This is a genomic window from Serratia sp. PAMC26656, from assembly GCF_016469055.2.
GTDB classification, from domain to species: domain Bacteria; phylum Pseudomonadota; class Gammaproteobacteria; order Enterobacterales; family Enterobacteriaceae; genus Serratia; species Serratia plymuthica.
The window spans coordinates 837,998-863,441 of the sequence record NZ_CP150486.1 but is presented as its reverse complement, the minus strand read 5'-3'; the positions used below and the strand labels follow the sequence as shown (position 1 = coordinate 863,441).

At 57.0% G+C, this 25,444-nt stretch carries 17 protein-coding genes and 1 pseudogene; 6 read left to right on the top strand and 12 right to left on the bottom strand.

The genetic code is table 11. The annotated features are described in order from the left end of the window. Positions 1 to 172: 172 nt before the first annotated feature. From JEM67_RS04560 to JEM67_RS04545, 4 genes are all read left to right on the top strand, one after another. On the top strand, positions 173 to 1,510 hold the full coding sequence (locus JEM67_RS04560) for an MFS transporter (protein ID WP_013811528.1): 1,338 nt from the start codon (positions 173 to 175) through the stop codon (positions 1,508 to 1,510). 399 nt (positions 1,511 to 1,909) lie between these two features. Then, positions 1,910 to 3,601, top strand: coding sequence for a urocanate hydratase (hutU, locus tag JEM67_RS04555; protein WP_004950232.1), 1,692 nt, complete (start codon positions 1,910 to 1,912; stop codon positions 3,599 to 3,601). Then, complete coding sequence (gene hutH / locus JEM67_RS04550) at positions 3,598 to 5,133, top strand: histidine ammonia-lyase (RefSeq protein ID WP_013811527.1); 1,536 nt, start codon at positions 3,598 to 3,600, stop codon at positions 5,131 to 5,133. Before hutU ends, hutH begins: the two co-directional genes overlap by 4 nt. A gap of 161 nt (positions 5,134 to 5,294) precedes the next feature. Continuing rightward, on the top strand, positions 5,295 to 6,686 hold the full coding sequence (locus JEM67_RS04545) for an amino acid permease (protein WP_013811526.1): 1,392 nt from the start codon (positions 5,295 to 5,297) through the stop codon (positions 6,684 to 6,686). 30 nt (positions 6,687 to 6,716) lie between these two features. Here JEM67_RS04545 and JEM67_RS04540 read toward each other — a convergent pair whose 3' ends face one another. The 9 genes and pseudogenes from JEM67_RS04540 to JEM67_RS04500 form a co-directional block, all read right to left on the bottom strand. Beyond that, entirely contained in the window at positions 6,717 to 7,907 is a 1,191-nt protein-coding gene (locus JEM67_RS04540; protein WP_199638298.1) for a methionine gamma-lyase, read from the bottom strand. A gap of 36 nt (positions 7,908 to 7,943) precedes the next feature. Next, the gene (locus tag JEM67_RS04535; RefSeq protein ID WP_199638296.1) at positions 7,944 to 8,324 is read right to left on the bottom strand and encodes a hypothetical protein; all 381 of its coding nucleotides are present in this window, start codon (positions 8,322 to 8,324) and stop codon (positions 7,944 to 7,946) included. Positions 8,325 to 8,336: 12 nt separating this feature from the next. Further along, positions 8,337 to 9,527 (bottom strand): NAD(P)/FAD-dependent oxidoreductase, encoded by a 1,191-nt coding sequence (locus tag JEM67_RS04530; protein WP_199638294.1) that lies wholly within the window; start codon positions 9,525 to 9,527, stop codon positions 8,337 to 8,339. A 306-nt stretch (positions 9,528 to 9,833) separates the two neighbouring features. Beyond that, a complete protein-coding gene (eno, locus tag JEM67_RS04525) occupies positions 9,834 to 11,129 on the bottom strand; it encodes a phosphopyruvate hydratase (RefSeq protein WP_013811522.1) in 1,296 nt (431 codons plus the stop codon). Between the two features lie 81 nt (positions 11,130 to 11,210). Then, on the bottom strand, positions 11,211 to 12,848 hold the full coding sequence (pyrG, locus tag JEM67_RS04520) for a glutamine hydrolyzing CTP synthase (RefSeq protein WP_013811521.1): 1,638 nt from the start codon (positions 12,846 to 12,848) through the stop codon (positions 11,211 to 11,213). Between the two features lie 378 nt (positions 12,849 to 13,226). Then, the gene (gene mazG, locus JEM67_RS04515; RefSeq protein ID WP_013811520.1) at positions 13,227 to 14,021 is read right to left on the bottom strand and encodes a nucleoside triphosphate pyrophosphohydrolase; all 795 of its coding nucleotides are present in this window, start codon (positions 14,019 to 14,021) and stop codon (positions 13,227 to 13,229) included. A gap of 174 nt (positions 14,022 to 14,195) precedes the next feature. Further along, positions 14,196 to 16,427 (bottom strand): GTP diphosphokinase, encoded by a 2,232-nt coding sequence (gene relA / locus JEM67_RS04510; RefSeq protein ID WP_013811519.1) that lies wholly within the window; start codon positions 16,425 to 16,427, stop codon positions 14,196 to 14,198. Between the two features lie 9 nt (positions 16,428 to 16,436). After that, positions 16,437 to 17,111 (bottom strand): annotated as a pseudogene (rlmD, locus tag JEM67_RS04505) (23S rRNA (uracil(1939)-C(5))-methyltransferase RlmD); the annotation flags it as partial. After that, positions 17,104 to 17,169, bottom strand: coding sequence for a hypothetical protein (locus JEM67_RS04500; RefSeq protein ID WP_426406359.1), 66 nt, complete (start codon positions 17,167 to 17,169; stop codon positions 17,104 to 17,106). The gene JEM67_RS04500 and the pseudogene rlmD, both read right to left, overlap by 8 nt. Positions 17,170 to 17,348: 179 nt before the next feature. Here JEM67_RS04500 and barA point away from each other — a divergent pair, with 179 nt between their 5' ends. Further along, positions 17,349 to 20,075, top strand: coding sequence for a two-component sensor histidine kinase BarA (gene barA, locus JEM67_RS04495; RefSeq protein WP_199638293.1), 2,727 nt, complete (start codon positions 17,349 to 17,351; stop codon positions 20,073 to 20,075). Positions 20,076 to 20,104: 29 nt separating this feature from the next. Here the strand turns inward: barA and JEM67_RS04490 are convergent, their stop codons facing one another. The 3 genes from JEM67_RS04490 to dgt all read right to left on the bottom strand — a co-directional run bounded on the left by JEM67_RS04490 (position 20,105) and on the right by dgt (position 24,612). Further along, positions 20,105 to 21,244: a glycerate kinase gene (locus JEM67_RS04490; protein ID WP_199638291.1), complete on the bottom strand. Its 1,140-nt coding sequence runs from the start codon at positions 21,242 to 21,244 to the stop codon at positions 20,105 to 20,107. 219 nt (positions 21,245 to 21,463) lie between these two features. After that, positions 21,464 to 22,903, bottom strand: a complete 1,440-nt coding sequence (gene degP / locus JEM67_RS04485) for a serine endoprotease DegP (protein WP_013811517.1) — start codon at positions 22,901 to 22,903, stop codon at positions 21,464 to 21,466. A 191-nt stretch (positions 22,904 to 23,094) separates the two neighbouring features. Next, positions 23,095 to 24,612, bottom strand: coding sequence for a dGTPase (dgt, locus tag JEM67_RS04480; protein ID WP_199638289.1), 1,518 nt, complete (start codon positions 24,610 to 24,612; stop codon positions 23,095 to 23,097). Positions 24,613 to 24,741: 129 nt separating this feature from the next. On the opposite strand from dgt, the gene mtnN reads away from it, so the two are divergent. Beyond that, a complete protein-coding gene (mtnN, locus tag JEM67_RS04475; RefSeq protein ID WP_199638286.1) occupies positions 24,742 to 25,443 on the top strand; it encodes a 5'-methylthioadenosine/S-adenosylhomocysteine nucleosidase in 702 nt (233 codons plus the stop codon). Position 25,444: the final 1 nt, after the last annotated feature.

Here is a 25,444-nt window from a genome sequence, read left to right as displayed (position 1 = left end):
CTGCCGCATTGGCGATGCATCCTGCGGTGTAAAAACAACATCCAGATAACAAATCGGACAAATATATTTGACATGAACTGCCGCGACACAGATGTATATACAGGCAAGCACAAGTCGGACATCCGTTCCGGCAGTGCATCCACCAACATCACATCTGCGTTTAGAGGTTGCCATGGCTCATTCCAGCGAGTTGAATATTCAGCAAGCCATCGACGACAGCAAGTTCTCGCTGTTCCATTGGACTTTAATCATTTTGGGATTTCTGATCCTTGCCATTGATGGCTTTGACACTGCGGCAATGGGTTATATCGCCCCTTCGGTCGCCAAAGATTGGGGAATTGTGAGACAGGATCTTGGCCCGGTGCTGAGCGCCGCGCTGCTGGGGCTGTCACTCGGTGCGCTGGTGGCCGGACCGATCTCCGATCGCATCGGTCGCAAGCGGGTGCTGGTGTTTTCGTGTCTGTTCTTCGGCCTGTCCAGCCTGGCCACCGCCTATGCCGGTTCGCTCAACAGCCTGACGCTGTGGCGCTTTCTGACCGGGCTGGGGCTGGGCGCGGCGATGCCGAACGCCATCACGCTCATTTCGGAATATGCGCCGCAGCGCTGCCGTTCGATGGCAATTAACACCATGTACTGCGGTTTCCCGCTGGGTGCGGCCGGTGGTGGCGCTATCTCATCGTGGCTGATCCCGGCCTATGGCTGGCACAGCGTGCTGCTGTTGGGGGCGATTGCCCCGCTGATCCTGACGGTATTGTTGATCCTGTTCCTGCCGGAATCGGTAAAATACATGGTGAATCGCGGCAAGGACGCAATGAAAATCCGACGTATAGCCCAGCGTTTTGTCAGCCAGAATATTGATAACGTCACGCGTTTCTATCTGTATGAAGAGAAGCTGGCGCAGTCAAAAACCAGCATCGGCCTGCTGTTCACCCGCCCTTATCTGGCTGGCACGCTGATGCTGTGGCTAACCTACTTCATGGGGCTGGTGATTTATTACGTGCTGCTGAGCTGGATGCCGATCCTGATGCAGGGCCTGGGTTATCAGCTTGAACAGTCAGCCATTCTGACCTCGCTGTTCACCTTCGGCGGCACTCTCGGCATTTTGCTGGCTGGCTGGCTGATGGACCGCTGGAACGCCCATAAGGTGGTATCAAGCGGCTTTGTGATCACCGCCCTGCTGATTGTGGCGATGGCGACCGAGGACAGCCATATCGTGCTGCTGGGCGCCTTTATCTTCCTGATGGGCATCACCATGAACGGCGCGCAGTCCGGCCTGCAAACATTGGCCGCCACCTTTTATCCCACCCACAGCCGCGCTACCGGTATTGCGTGGATGCAGGGCATAGGCCGATTTGGCGGCGTTGCGGGGACCATGATGGGCGCGCAACTGCTGGCCATGCAGTGGGAAGTGCAAAGCATCCTGATGTTCCTGTGCGTGCCGGCGCTGATCGCCGCCATCGCTACGGTATTCAAAATGACCCGAAGAGCGGCACTGCAACCGACAGCATAAGGCTAACGCCCGCCACTCTGGAATGCATCCCTGTGTTCCAGAGTGGCGGGCGTTTTGCTGTCGGCGATATGATTTTTTTATCACCGCATCTAACTTGTAATGGGTATGTAAAATTATTGTGATTTGACGCTCAAAAATGACCCATTTTTAATTCATTTTTGTTGAATAGCTCACTATTCTTCTGCCCCAACCTAATGATCCCAGCCTCACAAACAACATCATATTATTGATAATAAACAAAAATAACTTTCTCTTATGCCATTTAAGGCGTCCACTGGTCAGTGTTGCATATGCTTGTACATACAAGTATATGTTAATAAACCCTACGCATTGTTATGCCGTGGTGATTCACCCCACCGCGTCATGGAATCTGCACCGATACTGTTTGAGGAAAATGCTGTGACTGCAAATAACAAAGTTCGCCATGTCGATGTACGCGCGCCACGCGGCACACAATTAAATGCAAAAAGCTGGCTGACCGAAGCGCCGCTGCGCATGCTGATGAACAACCTCGATCCTGAAGTAGCGGAAAACCCACATGAACTGGTGGTGTACGGCGGCATTGGCCGCGCCGCGCGTGACTGGGACTGCTACGACAAAATTGTCGCCACCCTGAAAACGCTGGAAGACGACGAAACGTTGCTGGTGCAATCCGGCAAGCCGGTCGGCGTATTCAAAACCCACAGCAACGCACCGCGCGTGCTGATCGCCAACTCCAACCTGGTGCCACACTGGGCCACCTGGGAACACTTTAACGAACTGGATGCCAAAGGCCTGGCCATGTACGGCCAAATGACCGCCGGCAGCTGGATCTACATCGGCAGCCAAGGCATCGTCCAGGGCACTTACGAAACCTTCGTGGAAGCTGGCCGTCAGCATTACGACGGCAGCCTGAAAGGCCGCTGGGTGCTGACCGCCGGTCTGGGTGGCATGGGCGGCGCACAACCCTTGGCCGCCACGTTGGCCGGTGCCAGCTCGCTGAACATCGAATGCCAGCAGAGCCGCATCGATTTCCGTCTGAAAACCCGCTACGTCGATGAACAGGCGACCGATCTGGACGACGCGCTGGCGCGTCTCAAGAAATACACCGCCGAAGGCAAAGCCATCTCTATCGCCCTGTGCGGCAACGCAGCGGATATCCTGCCGGAACTGGTACGCCGCGGCGTGCGTCCTGACATGGTCACCGACCAGACCAGCGCCCATGACCCGTTGAACGGCTACCTGCCGAAGGGCTGGAGCTGGGAAGAATACCGCCAGCGCGCGCAGACCGAACCCGCTCAGGTGGTCATCGCCGCCAAGCAGTCAATGGCCGAACACGTGGAAGCCATGCTGGCCTTCCAGAAAATGGGCGTACCAACCTTCGACTACGGCAACAACATCCGCCAGATGGCGAAAGAAATGGGCGTCAGCAACGCCTTCGACTTCCCGGGCTTCGTACCGGCCTATATTCGCCCGCTGTTCTGCCGCGGCGTCGGCCCGTTCCGCTGGGCTGCGCTGTCCGGCGATCCGCAGGACATCTACAAAACCGACGCTAAAGTTAAAGAGCTGATCCCGGACGACGAGCATCTGCACCACTGGCTGGATATGGCGCGCGAGCGCATCAGCTTCCAGGGGCTGCCGGCGCGTATCTGCTGGGTCGGGCTGGGCCAGCGCGCCAAACTGGGCCTGGCGTTCAACGAGATGGTACGCAGCGGCGAGCTGTCCGCACCGATCGTGATTGGCCGCGACCACCTGGACTCCGGCTCGGTCTCAAGCCCGAACCGCGAAACCGAATCGATGAAAGACGGTTCAGACGCCGTATCCGACTGGCCGCTGCTCAACGCACTGCTGAATACCGCCAGCGGCGCGACCTGGGTTTCTCTGCACCACGGTGGGGGTGTCGGCATGGGCTTCTCGCAGCATTCCGGCATGGTCATCGTTTGCGACGGTACCGATGAAGCCGCCGAGCGCATCGCCCGCGTCTTGCATAACGATCCAGCCACCGGTGTAATGCGTCATGCCGATGCCGGTTACGACATCGCCATCGAATGCGCCCGCGAGCAAGGTCTGAATCTGCCGATGGTCGCCGCCACTCAAGGAGACAAAGCATGAAAGCGCTGACTATTCGCCCTGGCCAACTGACTCTGGCGCAGCTGCGTGAGGTTTATCAGCATCCGGTCAACCTGACGCTGGATGACAGCGCCTATGCCGCCATTCAGCAAAGCGTTGCCTGCGTAGAACGCATCGTTGAAGAAAACCGCACCACCTATGGCATCAATACCGGTTTTGGCCTGCTGGCCTCCACCCGTATCGCCCGTGAAGATCTGGAAAACCTGCAGCGTTCGATCGTGCTGTCCCACGCCGCCGGCGTTGGCGCCCCGACCGACGACAACCTGGTGCGCCTGATTATGGTGCTGAAAATCAACAGCCTGTCGCGCGGCTTTTCCGGCATCCGTCTGGAAGTGATCCAGGCGCTGATGGCACTGGTGAATGCAGAAGTTTACCCGCACATTCCACTGAAAGGCTCCGTTGGCGCCTCCGGTGACCTGGCGCCGCTGGCGCACATGAGCCTGGTGCTGCTGGGTGAAGGCAAGGCCCGCTATCAGGGCGAATGGCTGCCTGCCACCGAGGCGCTGGCCAAAGCGGGCCTGAAACCTCTGACGCTGGCCGCCAAAGAAGGCCTGGCGCTGCTGAACGGTACGCAGGTTTCCGCCGCCTTTGCTCTGCGCGGCCTGTTTGACGCGGAAGACCTGTACGCTGCGGCAACGGTCACCGGTAGCCTGACGGTGGAAGCCGCTCTGGGTTCACGCAGCCCGTTTGACCCGCGTATCCATGCGGTGCGCGGCCAGCGTGGCCAGATCGACGCCGCTGCCGCCTACCGCCACTTGCTCGGCGAACGCAGCGAAGTGTCCGATTCGCATCGCAACTGCGAGAAAGTGCAGGATCCTTACTCCCTGCGTTGTCAGCCGCAAGTCATGGGCGCCTGCCTGACGCAGATCCGCCAGGCCAGCGAAGTGCTGGAGATCGAAGCCAACGCCGTATCCGACAACCCGCTGGTGTTCGCCGAAGAGGGTGACGTGCTGTCCGGGGGCAACTTCCACGCCGAACCGGTCGCCATGGCCGCCGATAACCTGGCGTTGGCGTTTGCCGAAATAGGCTCGCTGTCCGAGCGCCGTATCTCGCTGATGATGGATAAACACATGTCGCAGTTGCCGCCATTCCTGGTGGACAACGGCGGGGTGAACTCGGGCTTTATGATCGCCCAGGTGACCGCCGCGGCACTGACCAGCGAGAACAAGGCTCTGGCCCACCCGGCCAGCGTCGACAGCATCCCGACCTCCGCCAACCAGGAAGACCACGTCTCCATGGCACCGGCCGCAGGCCGCCGCCTGTGGGAAATGGCGGATAACGTGCGCGGCATCCTGGCCGTCGAGTGGCTGGCCGCTTGTCAGGGGCTGGATCTGCGCAAGGGCCTGAAAACGTCGGAAGGTCTGGAGCAGGCACGCCGCGTGCTGCGTGAACATGTCAGCTACTACGACAAGGATCGTTTCTTCGCTCCCGACATTGAAGCCGCCAGTCAGCTGTTGGCGGCCGGTCATCTGACATCGCTGATACCTTCAGCGCTGCTGCCTAGCCAGGCATAAATAAAACCTCTACCCAAAGTAGTTGGCGTTGCCGCTAACAACGCGGCGGCTTCGAGTAAATAAGGGTTATACCACGCAGTTTGTTCTGTCCCGCCGGGTGCGTTCCACCCGGTGCGGATAGCGCGTGCCTGTTCGGCAATAAAAACTCAACGGGAAGCAACATGCGTAATGAAACAACACAACTCAGACGCGGATTAAACGCGCGGCATATCCGCTTTATGGCGCTCGGTTCTGCCATCGGTACCGGCCTGTTCTACGGCTCCGCCGGGGCGATCCAACTGGCCGGTCCAGCCGTGCTGCTGGCTTATCTGGTCGGCGGCGCGGCGGTGTTTATGGTCATGCGCGCGCTGGGTGAAATGGCGGTGCATCAACCGGTATCCGGTTCGTTCGGCCACTACGCCAGCCACTATCTTGGCCCGCTGGCCGGTTTCCTCACCGGCTGGACCTATACCTTCGAAATGGTGATCGTCGCCCTGGCGGACGTCACCGCCTTCGGCATCTATATGGGGCTGTGGTTCCCGGACGTCGCCCAATGGGTGTGGGTGCTCAGCATTATCATGTTTATCGGCGCGCTCAACCTGTGCAGCGTGAAAGTGTTCGGCGAAATGGAGTTCTGGCTGTCGCTGATCAAGGTCGCGGCTATCGTGGCGATGATCGTCGGCGGCGCGGCGGTGATGCTGTTTGGTTTCGGCCAGACCCAGCACGCCACCGGCTTTAGCAATCTGTGGCAGCACGGCGGTTTTATGCCTAACGGCATCGGCGGCGTGATCGCCTCGCTGGCGGTAGTGATGTTCGCCTTCGGTGGCATCGAGATCATCGGTATCACCGCCAGCGAGGCGAAAGACCCGGCGAAGGTGCTGCCGAAAGCGATCAATGCGGTACCGGTGCGCATCCTGCTGTTCTATGTACTGACGCTGCTGGTGCTGATGGCTATCTATCCGTGGAACAGCATCGGCCAGAACGGCAGCCCGTTTGTGGAGATCTTCAGCAATCTGGGCATCAGCTCCGCCGCCAACGTGTTGAACGTGGTGGTGATCACCGCCGCCATTTCCGCCATCAACAGCGACATCTTCGGCGCAGGCCGCATGATGTACGGCATGGCGCAGGATGGCCAGGCACCGAAAAGCTTCTCCAAGCTGACCGCCAACGGCGTGCCCTGGATGACGGTGCTGGTGATGTCTGTCGCCCTGCTGTTGGGTGTGGTGCTTAACTACCTGATACCAAAACAGGTCTTTATGATCATCGCCTCCATCGCCACCTTCGCGACCGTCTGGGTGTGGCTGATGATCCTGCTGTCGCAGGCAGCCATGCGCCGTACGCTGACGCCGCAGGAGGTCAGTAAACTGAGCTTCCCGGTTCCGTGGTGGCCGATAGCACCGGCGCTGGCGACAGTATTTATGCTGTTCGTCATCGGCCTGCTCGGTTACTTCGAGGATAGCCGCATCGCCCTGTACGTCGGGCTGGTGTGGGTGGCTTTCCTTACCTTGGCATACTGGTTGTGGGTGCGTAAAAAAGGGGGAAGTTCCCCCGTCACAAGCTCGCCTCAGTATTAACGCTCAAACCCGCCACTGGCGGGTTTTTTATTACGCCTGTGCCAGCGCCTGTTCGATATCGGCGCACAAATCCTCTATGTCTTCCAGGCCCGCCGACAGGCGAATCAATCCATCGCTGATATGATGCCGCTGACGCTCTTCCGCGCTGTAAGCGGAATGGGTCATGCTCGCCGGATGCTGCGCCAGCGTTTCGCAATCCCCCAGGCTGACGGCACGCAAGATTAACTCCAACGCATTGAGGAAACGAATGCCCGCCGCCATACCGCCCTTCAGTTCAAAAGCGATCATGCCGCCAGGACGCGTCATCTGCCGCTGCGCCAAAGGGTACTGCGGGAAAGTCTCCAACCCCGGATAATACACCTGCTCTACCGCAGGATGCTGAACCAGCATTTCCGCCAACCGCTGAGCGTTATCGCAGTGGCGATCCATGCGCAGCTGCAGGGTTTTCAAACCGCGCAACAGCAGCGCGGCATCCTGCGCCGACAATACCGCGCCGTTCATATCCTTCAGTCCCACCAACCGGATATTCTGCGCCAAATCCTGGCGGGTCACCGCCAACCCGGCCAGCAAATCCCCGTGGCCGCCGATATACTTGGTGGCGGAATGCACCACGATGTCAGCCCCAAGCGCCAACGGTTGTTGCAGATAGGGCGTGCAATACGTGTTATCCACCAGCAGCAGCGCCTGCTGCCGATGAGTAATCTCCGCCACCGCGGCAATATCGATCAGCCGCATATTGGGGTTGGCCGGCGTTTCGCAGTACACCAAACGGGTACGTGGCCCTATGGCTGCTGCCAGTTTTTCCGGCTGCGTCAGATCGACGTGCGTAACCTTGACGCCAAAACGCGCCAGACCCTGATGAAAATAGCTGAAAGTGCAGCCATAAATGGTTTCATCGACGATCAGCTCATCTCCCGGCGCCAGCAGCGTCCAGCAACAGGCGGTGATCGCCCCCATACCGGAAGAAAACGCCACCGCCGCCTCACCGCCCTCCAGGTTGGCTATCCGCTGTTCCAGCAGATTTAGCGTCGGGTTGGCGATGCGCGAATAAAAATAGCCCGGCTCGCTGCCGGCAAAGCAGGCACCACCGTATTCTGCCGTAGGAAAGGCAAAGGTCGAACTCATAAAGACCGGTGGACAAAGCGCCCCCAAATATTGCTGAGGATTGTAGCCGTGGTGGATCGCACGTGTGGCAAAGGCGTGTCGGATAGTGTCAGACATAACAACTCCTTACCTGATTGAGTAAAACAATTCCCGTTATTCATCAGCGGCGTCAGGCGGCAGCGTGCTCATGCGCATACGCCCACCGATAATTTGCAAGGTACGCAGCACCAACATCAGGCCCAACAAGGTATCCGGCTGACGTAACAAGGCATACAGTGAACGAAAATTGGCAGGCGGCGGATCCAGCTGCAGTTCCGTGTGTGCCATTCGCAGCGCCATGCCGCCTTCCCATCCTGCGGCTACTACGCCTTCAAATTGGCCGGCCAGTTTTTCCACCAGCGCGTTATCCGCGATATCCACCCCATCTGACAGCAACGACAGCAGATCGACTACGTTATCGAGCCGCCCACCGGCCAGCAGCGGTTCCAGCTTCTCCAGCAGTGCCGTCAGGGGTTCATTTTCAGGTGCGTTCATCACTGCCCCTCGCTATATCAGCCCGCGTACCGTCGCCCAGTAGAGGCTGCGGTTAAACACGTTGCGCAGCATACCGCCCACCTTGGTCGGCGGCGTCGGCAACACATCATGCCGGTAGTCATAAACCAGCGGCATACCGGCGTGCAGCCCCATCTGGGCAATTGCCTGCACCTTGCCGTCGTAGTGGCTTACGGTCTGGCCCAGCCTCAGTTCAGCCACAATGTTATCGGCGATCACCGGCGCCTGATTGTGGCAGGAACCGCCGGCTTTGCTGACGGGCAGATCCACCGTATCGCCGATGACATAAACCCCCTGCTGCCCGTAGACCTGCAATGTCTGGTGATCGGTCGGCAGCCAGCCTTCTCCATTTTTAATATCGCTCAGCCCGGTATTGCGTACCGCTTCGACCGCACGGATCGGCGGCGTCGCCATCAGGATATCGAAAGGTTGTTCCTCGCCCTCGGCGGAGTATGCCACCTGTCGCTGCGTATCCACCCGATTGAGGGTAAAACCACGTTGATGGCGAATATCTCGCGCCGCGAAAATCGCGGGTAAGGCTTCGGCGGTAGGGCGCTGTAGAAACAGGCAATTACGCAACAGCTGTGAAACGCTGGGATAGGTATAAACAATCTCAATCGCCTTACGCACGCCGCGCCGACGCAGGTAATCATCAAGCATCAGCGTGGTTTCAATCGGTGCGATGCCACATTGGTGTGGCACGTTGGGCGTTTCAGGGAAGGAGACGGTAATAAAAATGCGGCCTTTTTCGATTGTCGCCAGCTTTTGCGCCAACTGCCGGGCCGCCTGATACTGATAGAAGTGATCCCCCGCCTGCGCTAACCCCTCGATACGCTCAGGCCAAGGCACGCAACCGGTAGCAAACACCAGGAAATCGTACGCATACTGTTTGCCGCTACGGGTATGGATCACCCGCTGAGATAAATCGAACCGCTCAGCTTTATCAACAACAAACTTAACTTCCGGACTCAGCAAACTTTGTTGCGGACGCATTAACTCCTGTTTAAAAAAGGCATTAAATGCCACGTACATAAATGCCGGTTTATAATAATGAATCGGAGAATCCGAAATCATTAATAACTCAACCTTATTATTCAATATATCCCGATGCAATTTAGTGGCCAGCACGTTGGCTAATATCGTCCCACCGGTTCCACCGCCGACAATCACAATCCTGTTCCGCATCAAGCCCTCACCCAGCCGCCCATAGGGCAGCGACTCTGTTAGGAAACTCAAAGAGGCAGGACAGCGGGTAATAGCTCTGCCTTACAGGCATTCTAGTAACTAAAATATATAAAGCAATTAAAAATGGAATTTATAAATGGGAATTTTGTTATTACAATTAAATTATAGAGTTAAAAACATCGTTGGAAGATTAATTAAATATCAATAAATAACACACTATTACTTGCGTAAATAATTAATGCTGAAAAATAGTGATAAAAAAACCCGCCGCAGCGGGTTTTTATTCAACAACGAACCAAGCCGTTATTACTGACCTTTAACTTCTTTCAGGCCGTTGAACGGTGCGCGGTCGCCCAGCGCTTCTTCGATACGGATCAGTTGGTTGTATTTAGCAACGCGGTCAGAACGGCTCATGGAACCGGTTTTGATCTGGCCAGCCGCAGTACCTACCGCCAGGTCGGCGATGGTTGCGTCTTCGGTTTCACCTGAACGGTGAGAGATCACCGCAGTGTAGCCTGCGTCTTTCGCCATCTTGATAGCAGCCAGAGTTTCGGTCAGAGAACCGATCTGGTTGAATTTGATCAGGATGGAGTTAGCGATGCCTTTATCGATGCCTTCTTTCAGGATCTTGGTGTTGGTAACGAACAGGTCGTCGCCCACCAGCTGGATTTTGTCGCCCAGCACTTTGGTCTGGTATGCGAAACCAGCCCAGTCAGATTCGTCCAGACCATCTTCGATAGACACGATTGGGTACTGTTTGGTCAGGTCTTCCAGGAAGTGAGTGAACTCTTCGGAAGTGAAGGCTTTGTTGCCTTCGCCGGCCAGAACGTATTTACCGTCTTTGTAGAACTCGGAAGCTGCACAGTCCATCGCCAGGGTCACGTCTTTGCCCAGCTCGTAACCTGCCGCTTTTACCGCTTCAGCGATAACAGCCAGCGCTTCGGCGTTGGAACCCAGGTTTGGCGCGTAGCCGCCTTCGTCACCTACAGCGGTGTTAAGGCCTTTGGCCTTCAGCACTTTAGCCAGGTGATGGAACACTTCAGAACCGATGCGAACGGCTTCTTTCAGGGTCTTCGCGCCAATCGGCTGAATCATGAATTCCTGAATGTCGACGTTGTTGTCAGCGTGCTCGCCGCCGTTGATGATGTTCATCATAGGCAGTGGCATAGAGAACTTGCCTGGGGTGCCGTTCAGTTCAGCGATGTGCTCATACAGCGGCATGCCTTTGGAAGCAGCAGCCGCTTTGGCAGCAGCCAGGGAAACCGCCAGAATGGCGTTTGCACCGAATTGGGATTTGTTTTCAGTGCCGTCCAGGTCGATCATGATCTTGTCGATGTTAGCCTGGTCTTTGGCGTCTTTACCCAATACTGCCTGAGCAATCGGGCCGTTTACTGCAGCAACGGCTTTCAGTACGCCTTTACCCAGGAAACGAGACTTGTCACCGTCACGCAGTTCCAGTGCTTCACGGGAACCGGTAGAAGCACCTGACGGCGCAGCAGCCAGACCTACGAAACCGCCTTCCAGATGCACTTCGGCTTCAACAGTCGGGTTACCGCGGGAGTCGATGATTTCACGACCGATGACTTTAACGATTTTGGACATTAGGTTTTCCTCAGTACAAGTTAAACTAAAACTCCAGACAAACAACGCGCGGTTCTCACCGCGCGCCGCTTACCAAATATTTTATTTCACCTGGCGCTTCTGGTGCTCACCAGCGGCCTTCACAAAGCCGGCGAACAACGGATGACCATCACGCGGCGTTGAAGTAAATTCCGGGTGGAACTGACAAGCGACAAACCACGGGTGATTCGGCAGTTCAATAATCTCAACCAGCTTGTTGTCTGCAGAACGACCGGCAACACGCAACCCGGCGGCTTCGATCTGCTTCAACAGCATGTTGTTGACTTCATAACGGTGACGATGACGTTCAACAATGGTCGGTTCGCCGTACATCTTGCGTACCAGGCTATTGTCTGTCAGGTGGCATTGCTGGCCACCGACACGCATCGTGCCACCCAAATCGCTTTCTTCAGTGCGCACTTCGACGTTGCCGTCTTCGTCACGCCATTCGGTGATCAACGCCACCACCGGGTACTTGCAGTCTGGCACAAACTCGGTTGAGTTGGCGTTCTCCATACCCGCTACGTTGCGGGCGAACTCCATCAGTGCCACCTGCATACCCAGGCAGATGCCCAGATAAGGGATGTTGTTTTCACGCGCATAACGCGCGGTCATCACCTTGCCTTCTACGCCACGGTAGCCAAAACCGCCTGGGATCAGAATCGCGTCCAGACCTTTCAGCACTTCCACACCGCGGGTTTCGACATCCTGCGAGTCGATCAGCTTGATGTTCACGGTCAGACGATTTTTCAGACCGCCGTGTTTCAAGGCTTCAATCACCGACTTATACGCATCCGGCAGTTCAACATATTTGCCGACCATGCCGATGGTCACTTCGCCGCCCGGATTGGCTTCTTCGGAGATCACCTGTTCCCATTCGGCCAGGTTCGCTTCCGGTGCGTTGAGGCTGAATCGTTTACAAATATAATCATCCAAGCCCTGAGATTTCAAGAGGCCCGGGATTTTATAAATGGAATCAACGTCTTTCAGGGAGATAACCGCTTTTTCCGGCACGTTGCAGAAAAGTGCGATTTTCGCGCGTTCGTTAGCAGGAACTGTGCGATCGGAACGGCAAATCAGCACATCAGGCTGAATACCGATGGAAAGCAGCTCTTTAACGGAATGCTGAGTGGGTTTGGTTTTCACTTCACCGGCGGCAGCCAGGTACGGCACCAGCGTCAAGTGCATGTACAGAGTGTGCTCGCGGCCCACTTCTACCGCCATCTGGCGGATAGCTTCCAGGAACGGCAGCGATTCGATATCGCCGACGGTACCGCCCACTTCCACCAACACCACGTCGTGACCTTCGCCACCTTCGAGAATGCGTTCTTTGATCGCGTTGGTGATGTGCGGGATAACCTGTACGGTTGCGCCCAGGTAGTCGCCACGGCGTTCTTTACGCAGAACGTCGGAATAAATGCGACCCGTGGTGAAGTTGTTGCGGCGCGACATTTTGGTGCGGATGAAGCGCTCGTAGTGACCCAAATCCAGATCGGTTTCTGCCCCGTCTTCGGTGACGAAAACTTCCCCATGCTGAATCGGGCTCATGGTGCCCGGATCCACGTTGATGTACGGGTCCAGTTTCATGATGGTAACGTTGAGGCCACGGGCTTCGAGAATAGCCGCCAGAGAGGCTGCGGCAATGCCTTTACCCAGAGAGGATACGACCCCGCCGGTCACAAAAATATAATTAGTTGTCATGCTGAACCTGAGAGTTTAGGTTTAAAGACGATGGAAGTACCAAGACGGGAAAGTAGTATACCCGAACCTCTCCAGACCTACAAACGATCGTTTTACTGTCCATCATCTCTGTCACCACCGGGAGTTCATCAGGGTTTAATCCGTGGGCACCTTGCTTACTGTCTTTTTAAAACAATGAGTTAGCAGGGAAAATTTTCTTTTACCGCCGTTTCATGGCACCAAAACGCCTTAAATTTCAGTTTGTTGGCATTTTCTTGCCGTTCTCTCGTCGTTCAGCAAACCAGGACTCTGAGCTTAACCGTTTCAGCTTGAGCGAACCTTGTCGCCGATCAACATTACGCCCCTCGCCGAACAACTTTAGGACAACGCCGAACGGGATTAGTTTTCCTGGCGTTTAACCTGTTGCCACGCCTCTTCCATCTGCTCCAGCGTAGCCTCTTCCATCTGCAGCCCGCGCTGTTTGACAATCTCTTCCACCTGCCGGAAACGACGTTCGAACTTGCGGTTGGCCGCCTGCAGCGCGTTTTCCGCCTTGTGCCCGAGATGGCGCGATAAATTCACCGTAGCGAACAGCAGATCGCCGATTTCCTCTTCCAGTTTCTGTTCATCAACCACCGCTTGCTTGGCTTCATGCATCACTTCGTCGATCTCTTCGTACACCTTGTCCAGTACCGGCCCCAAGGTATGCCAGTCGAAACCGACCGAGGCGCAACGCTTCTGGATTTTGTGCGCCTTCATCAGCGCCGGCAGTGCCTGCGGGATATCGTCCAGCGCAGAATGCAGCGCCTTCTCGGCGCGTTCGCCGGCCTTCAACTGCTCCCAGCGGGCCGCTACCGCTTCGCTATCCGCCGCATCGGCATCGCCGAAGATATGCGGGTGACGGCGCTCCAGCTTGTCGCTGATGGCGTTGCACACCTCATCGAAGTCGAACACCCCCTGCTCCTGCCCCATCTGGGCGTAAAACACCACCTGGAACAGCAGATCGCCCAACTCATCGCGCAGATCGGCGTAATCCTGACGCTCAATGGCGTCCAGCACTTCGTAGGTTTCTTCCAGCGTGTAAGGCGCGATGGTGGCGAAGGTCTGCTTGCGGTCCCATGGGCAACCGTTCTGCGGGTCGCGCAGCGTTTTCATGATATTCAGCAGGCGCTGCAGCGGGGAGGATTGGGTCATAAAAAATCTCTGAAATAATGGGGGCTCATTTTTGTGCCCGTTCTGGTGAATCCACAATGGATTTCGAGTCGCATCCAGGCGGCAAGAACGTAAATCCCCAGGAGCTTAGTAAACCAAGTGACTGGGGGGCACGTTAGCGGCCAACAACGATGCGGCTCGAAAGACGCAGAGGATTTAGCTGCCGTGCAGGCGCTTGGCGTCTATCACGTCCGGCAACTGATTAAGCTTGGCCAGCACCCGGCCCAGCACCTGCTGGTTGTAGATTTCAATGTCCATGTCGATGGTCGCCAGCTGCTTTTTGGTGTCGCTCCGACTGGCCACGCCCAGCACGTTGACCTTTTCGTTGGCCAGAATGGTGGTGATGTCGCGCAGCAGGCCGCTGCGATCGTTGGCCATCACACGCACTACCAGCGAATAACCGCTGGAATAGCTTTCGCCCCACACGGCGTCAACGATGCGTTCCGGCGCGTGCGACTGCAAATCCACCAACTGATCGCAGTCCGCACGGTGGATGGAGATACCGCGCCCCTGGGTGATAAAGCCGACAATATCGTCGCCCGGGATCGGCTGGCAGCAACGGGCGATGTGGTGCATCAGGTTGCCTACCCCTTCCACCACTACCCGGCCGTTGTCCTTGCTGCGGGTCGCCGGCGGCGCTTTATGCTGCACCAATTGGCGCAACGCTTCGCGATCCTGCTCCTCGGCGCTCGGTTTGTTGAACTTGCCTTGCAGGAAGTTCACCATCTGATTCAGGCGGATATCACCGCCGCCAATCGCCGCCAGTATTTCATCCAGCGAATTCATATTGTATCGCGGGATCAGCAGCTTCTCGGCCTCTTTCAAGCTGATGCCGAGGTGCTCCAGCTCGCTGTCCAGCATCTGGCGGCCGGCAAGGATGTTCTTGTCGCGATCCTGCTTGCGGAACCAGTTATGGATTTTGGAGCGCCCACGGCTGGTGGTGACATAGCCCAGGTTCGGGTTCAGCCAGTCGCGGCTCGGGTTCGGCTGCTTCTGGGTGATGATTTCAATCTGATCGCCCATCCGCAACTGATAGGTAAACGGCACGATGCGCCCGCCAATCTTGGCACCGATGCAACGGTGGCCGACGTCGCTGTGAATATGATAGGCAAAGTCAAGCGGTGTGGAGCCGGCCGGCAGATCCACCACATCGCCTTTCGGGGTAAACACGTAGACGCGATCGTCGAACACCTGGCTGCGAACCTCGTCGAGCATCTCGCCGGAGTCCGCCATCTCTTCCTGCCAGGCGATCAGCTTGCGCAGCCAGGCGATGCGTTCTTCATAGCCGGAGCGTACCGTCGCTACCGCGCCTTCTTTGTATTTCCAGTGCGCGGCCACGCCCAGTTCAGCATCTTCATGCATCTGCCGGGTACGGATCTGGATTTCGAGCGTTTTGCCGCGCGGGCCCAGCACCACGGTGTGGATCGACTGATAGCCGTTGGGTTTCGGGTTGGCGACGTAGTCGTCGAACTCATCCGGCAGATGACGGAAGTGGGTATGCACAATCCCCAGCGCCGCATAGCAGTCCTGCAAACGCTCGACCACCACGCGCACCGCGCGCACGTCAAACAGCTCGTCGAAGGCCAGCGCCTTCTTCTGCATTTTGCGCCAAATGCTGTAGATATGTTTCGGGCGGCCGTAGATATCCGCTTTGATGCCCTCGTCGCCCATCGCCTTTCGCAGCGAGGCGACGAAGTCATCGATAAACTGTTCGCGATCGATGCGACGTTCGTGCAGCAGCTTGGCGATGCGCTTGTATTCATCCGGGTGCAGGTAACGGAAGCAGAAATCCTCCAGCTCCCATTTCAGTTGCCCGATGCCGAGGCGGTTGGCCAGCGGCGCATAGATATTCGAACACTCTTTTGCCGCCAGTACGCGCTCGTCTTCCGGCGCATCCTTCACTTCACGCAGGTGGGCGATACGCTCCGCCAGCTTGATCACCACGCAGCGGAAATCCTCCACCATAGCCAACAGCATGCGGCGCACGTTGTCGACCTGTTCGGAGGCCATGGAATCGTTCTGGGTGGCTTTCAGTTGGCGGATGGCGTCCATATCGCGCACGCCGTGCACCAGGTAGGTGATACCCTTGCCAAACGCTTCGGTCAGGGTTTCTTCCGGCACGATGCCGGCGTCCACCAGTGGGAACAGCAGCGCGGCGCGCATGCTGTCGTTGTCCATGCTCAGCGTGGAGAGGATTTCCACCATCTCCAGCCCACGCCACAACAACAGCGGTGCGTCGGGATGGTTCTGGGTCTGTTGCTCACAGTAGCGCCAGGTTGCGGCTAATCGCTCACATGACTGCGGGTTAGGTAGCCCCAAGCTGGCAATCCACTCGTCGAGAGCAAATTCACCAGCCGTGTTCAGATGTGCACTTCTTACCGCAACCATACCCTCTCCCTACTTTGCAGCGACCCCAGGCGTGTTGTCGTTAATAAACAGCGCCATTGACTCAAGATGCCCCGTATGCGGAAACCTATCCAACATCCGCACACGTGCAAGACGATAACCGGCATCCAGCAATATTTTGCTGTCGCGTGCCAGCCTGGTAGGGTTACAAGAAACGTACCCCTCCCCGTTCTGGCGCCAGTTTTACACTATGTGACATCACGCCGACCGCACCCTCACGGGCAGGGTCCAGCATCACTTTATCAAATCCTTGTGCCGCTCAAGGTTGCCACTCAACGTCTTCTCCCAGATTTTCATGGAAGAAGGAGGCATTATTCAGTTTATTCTTATGTGCATTATATTGCCCATTCGCTAACAGCGTGGCAACACCTTCTATCCCCACCACCGCAGCAGCAGGGCAAAGTTGGCTCATGCCACAGAACAGGTCCAATACCCGATCATTGGGCTGAATGTCGAGCCATTCAAGGGCCTGCGCCGCCATTTGCTGATTTACTGTGTCATTTATCTCAATAAAGTCACGCGGACTGAAGTCTAAGCGTAGCCCGTCGACCTGATAGTACGGCGTTCCCCCACACAGTTTTCGCCCCTGCCGCTGCCGGGCGCCCAATAAATGGTTGCGCTTTCTTGCTGCGCAAAGGTCAGTAACGCCTGGCGATCCTCATCTTTTTTCTTCGGTCAGCTGGATTGCCGCCTGCTCGCCCGGCAAGATTCCCCGCACAAACACGTCTTTGCCGTTGTGGCGTGCCACACCCTGCCCAAAGGGAGCGAGGTCGCTCACACATTTGCAGACTTTGCCGGGTCGTCAGGCGGCGTTTGGGAGAGTAGAATTGCGCCATATTTGCCGATTGAGTGCTGGCTCATTAAAGTAGAGTGTGTCCGGCAATTCTCCCACATTGGAATCCCATGACCAAATACAGCTTGCGTGCGCGCATGATGATCCTGATTCTGGCCCCAACGCTGTTGATTGGTCTGCTGCTCAGCACCTTCTTCGTGGTGCACCGTTACAATGAGTTGCAAGAACAGCTGGTTGACGCCGGCGCCAGCATTATCGAACCCTTGGCGGTGGCCAGCGAGTACGGCATGACATTCCGCAGCCGCGAGTCGGTGAGGCAGTTGGTCAGCCTGTTGCACCGTCGTCATTCGGATATTGTGCGTTCAATTACGGTGTTCGATGCGCAGAATAATCTGTTTGTCACCTCCAATTATCATCACAATTTCGCCCAATTGCAGTTGCCGAAAGGTGTGCCAATGCCCACCGATCTGATGCTGACGCGGCGCGGCAACTCACTGATCCTGCGCACGCCGATCCTCTCGGAAAGCCAGTACCCGGATCAAAACGCCACCGACCCGGTTCCGCCGGACAACAACCTGGGCTATGTGGCGATCGAACTGGATCTTCAATCGGTGCGGTTGCAACAGTATAAAGAGGTGTTTGTTTCCACCCTGCTGTTGCTGCTGTGCATGTGCATTGCCATCCTGTTTGCTTACCGTCTGATGCGCGACGTGACCGGCCCGATCCGCAATATGGTGAACACCGTTGACCGCATCCGCCGCGGCCAGCTCGACAGCCGCGTTGAAGGCTTTATGCTCGGCGAACTGCATATGCTGAAGAACGGCATCAACTCGATGGCAATGTCGCTGACCGCCTATCACGAAGAGATGCAGCAGAATATCGACCAGGCGACTTCGGACCTGCGTGAGACACTGGAGCAGATGGAGATCCAGAACGTCGAGCTGGATCTGGCGAAAAAACGTGCTCAGGAAGCGGCGCGTATCAAATCCGAGTTTCTGGCGAACATGTCGCACGAGTTGCGTACCCCGCTCAACGGCGTGATCGGCTTTACCCGCCAGATGCTGAAAACCGAGATGAGCGTCACCCAGACCGACTATCTGCAAACCATCGAACGCTCGGCCAACAACCTGCTGACCATCATCAACGACGTGCTGGACTTCTCCAAGCTGGAAGCCGGCAAGCTGGTGCTGGAACACATTCCGTTCTCGCTGCGTGAAACGCTGGACGAAGTGATTGTGTTGCTGGCACCCAGCGCTCACGAGAAAGGGCTGGAATTGACGCTGGACGTGCATAATGACGTGCCGGAGCAGGTAATCGGCGATTCATTGCGGTTGCAGCAGATCATTACCAACCTGCTGGGCAACGCGATCAAATTTACCGAAACCGGCAACATCGATATCCGCGTAGAGCTGCGTGGCCTGCAGGAACGTCAGGTTGAACTTGAAGTGCAAATCCATGACACCGGCATCGGTATATCAGAACGGCAGCAGTCGCAGTTGTTCCAGGCGTTCCGCCAGGCGGACGCCAGCATTTCACGCCGCCACGGCGGTACCGGTCTGGGGCTGGTGATCACCCAGAAGCTGGTAAAAGAGATGGGTGGCGATATCTGCTTCCACAGCCAGCTGAACCGAGGTTCAACCTTCTGGTTCCACATCACCCTCGAGCTGCACGAGGGTATGTTGTCGTTGCCGCCGAGCCTGCCAGACCTGCGCGGCAAGACGTTGGGGTATATCGAAGCCAACCCGATGGCGGCAGAAGCCACGCTCAACATGCTGAGCGTGACCCCGCTTGTGATCACCCATTCGCCTACGCTGGCTCAGTTACCGAAAAAGGATTACGACTTCCTGCTGGTGGGGGTACCGATCCCGTTCCGCGACAACCTGGCACAGCACGAAGGCAAACTGAAAGCGGCGCTGAGTATCGCCGGTCGGGTGATTCTGGCGCTACCCTGCCAATCGCAGATCAACGCCGAACAGCTTAAACAACAGGGCGCTATCGGTTGCCTGATCAAACCCATCACCGGCAATCGCTTGTTCCCGCTGCTGCGCATGGAAACGCCGCATCGCCTCATCGCCGTGCCGGAACCCAAACGCCTGCCATTGACGGTGATGGCGGTTGACGATAACCCGGCCAACCTGAAACTGATTGGTACCCTGCTGGCTGAACAAGTGGAAAAGACCCTGCTGTGCGAAAGCGGAGAAGAGGCGCTGGCGCTGGCACGCGATAACGTGCTGGACCTAATCCTGATGGATATCCAAATGCCGAATATCGACGGCATCCGCACCAGCGAACTGATCCGCCAACTGCCGCACCACAACTCTACGCCTATCGTCGCGGTTACCGCCCATGCGGTGAGCGGTGAGCGCGAGCATTTGCTGCAAGCGGGAATGGATGACTACCTGGCCAAGCCGATTGATGAAGCTATGCTGACCCGCGTGCTGGCCCGTTATTACAGCGGCGAATCGGCCGCCGAGCCATTGCTGTCGTTAGACTGGCCGCTGGCGTTACGCCAGGCGGCGAACAAACAGGATTTGGCGCGCGACCTGCTGCAGATGCTGCTCGACTTCCTGCCGCAAGTCAGCGAACGGGTGCAGGCGGTGCTGGATGGCACCCCAGACGACAGCATTCTCGATTTGATCCATAAATTGCACGGCAGTTGCAGCTACAGTGGCGTGCCGCGCATGAAGCAGCTGTGCTTCTACCTTGAACAGCAGTTGCGCAAGGGCGTCGGCAACGACGAACTGGAGCCGGAATGGCTGGAACTGCTGGATGAAATCGAACTGGTGAGCCAGGCAGCCCGCAGCCATCTGGAGAGCGATCGCCCAGCGACATGCTGAGGGGTGCCCCTCAGCATGATTAGCGGAACCTATATCTGCTGCGACAGCCTGATGGTCGCCGCAATATTGCGTGCGGTCATGCGCACGTTGTCGGCGGCATTCTCCAGCGCTTCCTCGAGCGTGCAGATGCTGTACAGCACGCTGAACACCGCATCCAGCCCGTACTGGTGCACCACGCCAACGTCGGCTGTCAAGCTGCCGGCGATGCCGATCACCGGCTTGTTGTAGCGCTTGGCGACGCGCGCCACGCCGATAGGCACCTTGCCGTTGATACTCTGACTGTCGATGCGCCCTTCGCCGGTGATTACCAGCGTCGCGTCGCGCACCAACGCGTCCAGCCCCAGCGCTTCGGTGACGATCTCAATCCCCTGACGCAGATCGGCATGACAGAACGCCAACAGTGCGGCTCCCATACCGCCGGCTGCGCCCGCGCCGGGTACCCCGCCCACCTCAATCGCCATATCCTGCGCAATCACCTGCGCATAGTGCAGCAGGCAGCGATCGAGCTGCGCCACCATCTGTGGAGTGGCTCCTTTCTGCGGGCCGAAAATCGCCGAAGCGCCCTCTTTACCGATTAACGGGTTAGTGACGTCACAAGCGACCTCGAATTTGCACTGGGCAATGCGCGCATCCAGCCCGCTGACGTCGATAGCGACGAGGTGTTCCAACTGCGCACCGCCAAAGCCAATGTCGTCGCCGTTTTTATCCAGCAACCTCGCCCCCAGCGCCTGCACCATGCCGGCGCCGCCGTCGTTGGTGGCGCTGCCGCCGATGCCGATAATGCAATGTTTTACGCCGTGATCCAGCGCCGAACGGATCAGTTCGCCGGTGCCATAAGAGGTGGTGTTCAGCGGGTTGCGCTGCCGTCCCGGCACCAGTTCCAACCCGCTGGCGGCGGCCATCTCGATAAAGGCGCTCTGCTCATCGCCGGACAGGCCGAAAAAGGCCCGCACCTTTGCGCCCAGCGGCCCGGTGACTTCGACATCCACTTTACGCCCGCCGCTGGCGGCCACCATCGCCTCCACCGTACCTTCCCCGCCGTCGGCTACCGGCAGTTTGATGTACTCGGCATCAGGAAATATCTCGCGAAAACCCGCTTCAATCTGGGTCGCCACTTCCAGTGCCGACAGACTTTCTTTGTATGAGTCCGGCGCGATCACTATTTTCATATACGGTCCGTTTCCTCGACTGCATAGACCCATTGTCGGCTTCACTTTTGCCGTGGCTGATATCTGATAATAGCAGGCCGGTACGCTGAGAACCGTTGCAACCAGCCCCTGAATCACAACGCCTGAATCCTGTCCATGACGGCAGTTGGCGTCGCCATAAACTCTCCCCCATAAAAAAGGCACGCCGTGGCGTGCCTTGAGAGCGGAGACCGGAAGAAATTACTGCATCAGCAGATACAACTGGGTATCGCCGCGTTGGATGTTCAACGCCAGCACCGACGGCTTGCTGTCGAGAATTTTGCGCAGTTCGCCCAGATTCTGGATAGGCTGCTGGTTAACCCCGAGGATAATATCGCCTTTTTTCAGGCCGATACGCGCAGCGGCACTGCCGGCCTTGACGTTATCCACCTTCACGCCTTTCTGGCTGCCGGCCTGGGCATTGCTCAGCTCGGCCCCTTCAATGCCGGTGTAGATATTGCCGGACTCCACCTGAGTCTGGGCGCTTTGCTCCAGCGTGACGTCCACGGTCACCGGTTTGCCGTCGCGAATGATGCCCAGCGACATTTTGCTGCCGACCGGCAGCGTGCCGATTTCCGCACGGAACGAGGCAAAGCTTGAGATGGCTTTACCGTTCATGGTGACGATAACGTCACCGGCCTTGATGCCCGCCTTGGCGGCGGAGGATTTCGGCATCACCTGGCTGACAAAGGCACCGCGCTGGGCGTCCACCTTCATCGCTTTCGCCAGTTCGGAGTTCAACTCGGTGCCCATAATGCCCAGCTCGCCGCGTTTCACCTGGCCGAACTCAACCATTTGCGCCGTCAGGTTTTTCACCATGTTGCTCGGGATCGCGAAGCCAATACCGATGTTGCCGCCGTCCGGCGCCAGGATCGCGGTGTTAATGCCGATCAGTTCGCCGTTCAGGTTAACCAGCGCGCCACCGGAGTTACCGCGGTTAATCGCCGCATCGGTCTGGATAAAGTTTTCGTAGTTTTCGATATTCAACCCGCTGCGGCCCAACGCGGAAACGATGCCGGAAGTCGCGGTTTCGCCTAATCCGTAAGGGTTGCCGATCGCCACGGTGTAATCGCCGACGCGCAGTTGCTCGGAATCCGCCATTTTGATTGCCGTCAGATTTTTAAAGTCTTTCAGTTGGATCAGCGCGATATCGGAACGCGGATCCTTGCCTATCACCTTGGCGTCAAACTTGCGGCCGTCGCTCAGTTGCACCTGAATTTTATTGGCGTTATCCACCACGTGATTGTTGGTCACCACGTAGCCTTTGGCGGCGTCAATCACCACCCCGGCGCCCAGCGCCTGAAATTTTTCCTGGGTGCCCTGACCCGGTGTGCCCTGCCCGCCATCAGCGCCGTTCTGGCACATTGGAGAAGCCTGGAACGGTGAACCGTCCTGGCAGAAAGGCGAATCCTCGCCAAAGAACTGCTGGAACTGCGGCGGCATCTTCTGCGCATTGACGGTGGTGCTGCCTTCAACGTTAATGCTCACCACGGAAGGCATCACTTTTTCCAGCATCGGCGCCAGGCTAGGCAGCTGTTGGGTGCTTGAAGACGCGGTTTCTGCGGCGCTGGCCGTCATCGGGCCCATCGCCATACCAATACTGAAAGCCAGGGCGCTAAGAACTAATGCGGTTTTTTTCATCTGTGTGTCTCTTATAAAGTCGTTCAGAAAGTATTGCGTTCTTTGTGCATAGTCAGAGCTTATTAATAGCCTGAAGTTCCGGCGCAGGTTATTGGTAATAGTAAACAAATATTGTCCGTCTTTACAAAACTCGAAATACTCACTGCGACCTGCTACGCATGCGTTCAAATAATATTTATTAACTGAATGAATTATTCAGCCGCCATTAGTTTTCGATATTCGTCGTAGGCATAAAGATCGGTCATGCCGCTGATATAATCTTGCAGCAAACGCGCGCGGAAATAATATTCCCGGATCGCCAATTGCTCGGGCGACAGGTGTTGCAACCCTTCAACCGCTTCGACATACGCCAACCGATGTTTGGTGGAAAGCTTGTGGAACAGGCGCGTTTCTATCGGGTAAGCGCGATGGCTGTCTTCCCGCACCAAGCGGGTAAAATCCGCCAGCGACATCGCCAGCAAGGGGCTGTAGATGTCCAGCAAGCCGCTGATCACCCGGTAGCCCTGCAGCTCAAGCTGTTCCACTTCGGGGTGATTGAAGACGTGCTTGAAGGCCACATTTTTGAAGATCTTCAACAGTTGGAACGCCGGGCTGGAGTCTTCCAGCAACGCCTGATTAAAGTTGCCCCGATAAACCGCATCCAGATTATCAATAAAACGCTGCGCCGCATGCGGCACCAGCCGCGCCACGGTGAACACCCGCAAATACATGAAGAACTGATCTTCGCTGCTGCGCCGCGCACCGCCGCGATCGATCTTGCGAAAAGCGCTGGCCACGGTTTTATCAAACAAATCGCCCGGCGATACCTCGCCCCATTCCTGAGTTAAATGCTGATAAAGTTGTTCAACGGTGAAAATGTTTTTTTCCACCGCGTCTTCCAGATCGGCGACGCAGTAAGAAATATCGTCCGCCGCCTCCATGATATAAGTCAGCGGGAAGCGATCGAACTCGCCCATATTCAGCTCGCGCCGCAATCGATCGACAAACGCCTCTTCCGCCAGATAAAAACCCGGTTTTTTCATCAGGTAGCTGTGGCTGGCGGGGATCTCGCTCGCCCAGTACGCCGGACGGGTATATTTCAGAATGCAGCCCACCTGCGCATAGGTCAGGTTGAGCTTCAGTAACGTATGCACCAGCCGAATAGCCTGGGCATTACCCTCGAAATGGCTGAGATCGTGGCGGATGCGGCTGCGCAGGCGGTTGAGATCGCCTTCGCCTTCGTGCAGGCGCAGCACGCCGATCTGGCAACGATCGTTGCTGGCGGGCTCGCTCCCGCAGCTGGCGGGATCGAGCCGCTGGGAAAACCAGTCGTTAATCGCCGACTCGCCAAAGTGCCCAAACGGCGGGTTGCCGATGTCATGCATCAGGCAGGACATCTCAACTATGCTTTCAAAAGGATCGAGCAGTTTGGACAGGCCAAGCGCGTCGATCCGCCGTTCCTGTTTGAAACGGTTGAGGATCTCTTTTGCAATGTGCCGCCCGACCTGCTGCACCTCCATCGAGTGCGTCAGACGGCTACGCACCGCGGCGTTGCGCTCCAGAGGGAACACCTGGGTTTTTTGCTGCAGACGGCGAATGGCGGCTGAATTGACAATGCGCCCGCGATCGCTCTCAAACTGCCGCACGATGTCATATTCTTCCTCAGCCTCGATAGGCTTACTGAAAGGCCGCTGGAAGCTGATTTTTTGCTTAAAGTCGATCCCGGACATCTGTTTCTCCTCCGTTGCGCCCAGCCTCCGTGATAACAATTCCCGAGGGCATATGCAACGGATTATCTCTCTATGAGAGCCATGATAGACTATGGCGCAATTCCCACACCCAATCAGCGAGTGTTATTTATGAAAGTAGGCATCATCGGCGCCATGGAGCAGGAAGTTACCCTGCTGCGCGAACAAATTGAAAACCGTCAAACCATTCAACGCGCGGGTTGTGAAATCTATACCGGCCAGATCGGCGGCGTTGACGTGGCACTGCTGAAATCCGGAATCGGTAAAGTTTCTGCGGCAATGGGTACCACCCTGCTGCTGGAGCACTGCAAGCCGGATCTGGTGATCAATACCGGTTCCGCCGGTGGCCTGGCCGCTACGCTGAAAGTGGGCGATATCGTGGTTTCCGAAGAAGTGCGCTATCACGACGCCGACGTCACCGCCTTTGGTTACGAGCCAGGCCAGATGGCCGGTTGCCCGGCGGCCTTCGTGGCGGACGTAGCACTGATTGCGCTGGCGGAAAGCTGCATCAAGCAGTTGGATCTTAACGCGGTGCGCGGCCTGATCTGCAGCGGCGACGCCTTCATTAACGGTGCAGAACCGTTGGAGCGCATCCGCACCACCTTCCCAACCGTTGCCGCGGTAGAAATGGAAGCCGCCGCCGTCGGCCACGTTTGCCACCTGTTCGGCACGCCGTTTGTGGTGGTTCGCGCCATCTCTGACGTCGCCGACAGTGAGTCGCACATGAGCTTTGACGAGTTCCTGGTCGTGGCCGCCAAGCAATCAACGCTGATGGTCAACGCGATGCTGCAAACCCTGGCCAAGCGCGGTTGAT

What these genes read in the sequence shown, in the direction of transcription:
- pyrG (WP_013811521.1), bottom strand. Translation starts at nt 12,848, where the DNA reads ATGACAACTAATTATATTTTTGTGACCGGCGGGGTCGTATCCTCTCTG.
- mazG (WP_013811520.1), bottom strand. Translation starts at nt 14,021, where the DNA reads ATGACCCAATCCTCCCCGCTGCAGCGCCTGCTGAATATCATGAAAACG.
- eno (WP_013811522.1), bottom strand. Translation starts at nt 11,129, where the DNA reads ATGTCCAAAATCGTTAAAGTCATCGGTCGTGAAATCATCGACTCCCGC.
- relA (WP_013811519.1), bottom strand. Translation starts at nt 16,427, where the DNA reads ATGGTTGCGGTAAGAAGTGCACATCTGAACACGGCTGGTGAATTTGCT.
- JEM67_RS04545 (WP_013811526.1), top strand. Translation starts at nt 5,295, where the DNA reads ATGCGTAATGAAACAACACAACTCAGACGCGGATTAAACGCGCGGCAT.
- JEM67_RS04490 (WP_199638291.1), bottom strand. Translation starts at nt 21,244, where the DNA reads ATGAAAATAGTGATCGCGCCGGACTCATACAAAGAAAGTCTGTCGGCA.
- hutH (WP_013811527.1), top strand. Translation starts at nt 3,598, where the DNA reads ATGAAAGCGCTGACTATTCGCCCTGGCCAACTGACTCTGGCGCAGCTG.
- barA (WP_199638293.1), top strand. Translation starts at nt 17,349, where the DNA reads ATGACCAAATACAGCTTGCGTGCGCGCATGATGATCCTGATTCTGGCC.
- dgt (WP_199638289.1), bottom strand. Translation starts at nt 24,612, where the DNA reads ATGTCCGGGATCGACTTTAAGCAAAAAATCAGCTTCCAGCGGCCTTTC.
- JEM67_RS04540 (WP_199638298.1), bottom strand. Translation starts at nt 7,907, where the DNA reads ATGTCTGACACTATCCGACACGCCTTTGCCACACGTGCGATCCACCAC.
- JEM67_RS04530 (WP_199638294.1), bottom strand. Translation starts at nt 9,527, where the DNA reads ATGCGGAACAGGATTGTGATTGTCGGCGGTGGAACCGGTGGGACGATA.
- degP (WP_013811517.1), bottom strand. Translation starts at nt 22,903, where the DNA reads ATGAAAAAAACCGCATTAGTTCTTAGCGCCCTGGCTTTCAGTATTGGT.
- JEM67_RS04560 (WP_013811528.1), top strand. Translation starts at nt 173, where the DNA reads ATGGCTCATTCCAGCGAGTTGAATATTCAGCAAGCCATCGACGACAGC.
- mtnN (WP_199638286.1), top strand. Translation starts at nt 24,742, where the DNA reads ATGAAAGTAGGCATCATCGGCGCCATGGAGCAGGAAGTTACCCTGCTG.
- JEM67_RS04535 (WP_199638296.1), bottom strand. Translation starts at nt 8,324, where the DNA reads ATGAACGCACCTGAAAATGAACCCCTGACGGCACTGCTGGAGAAGCTG.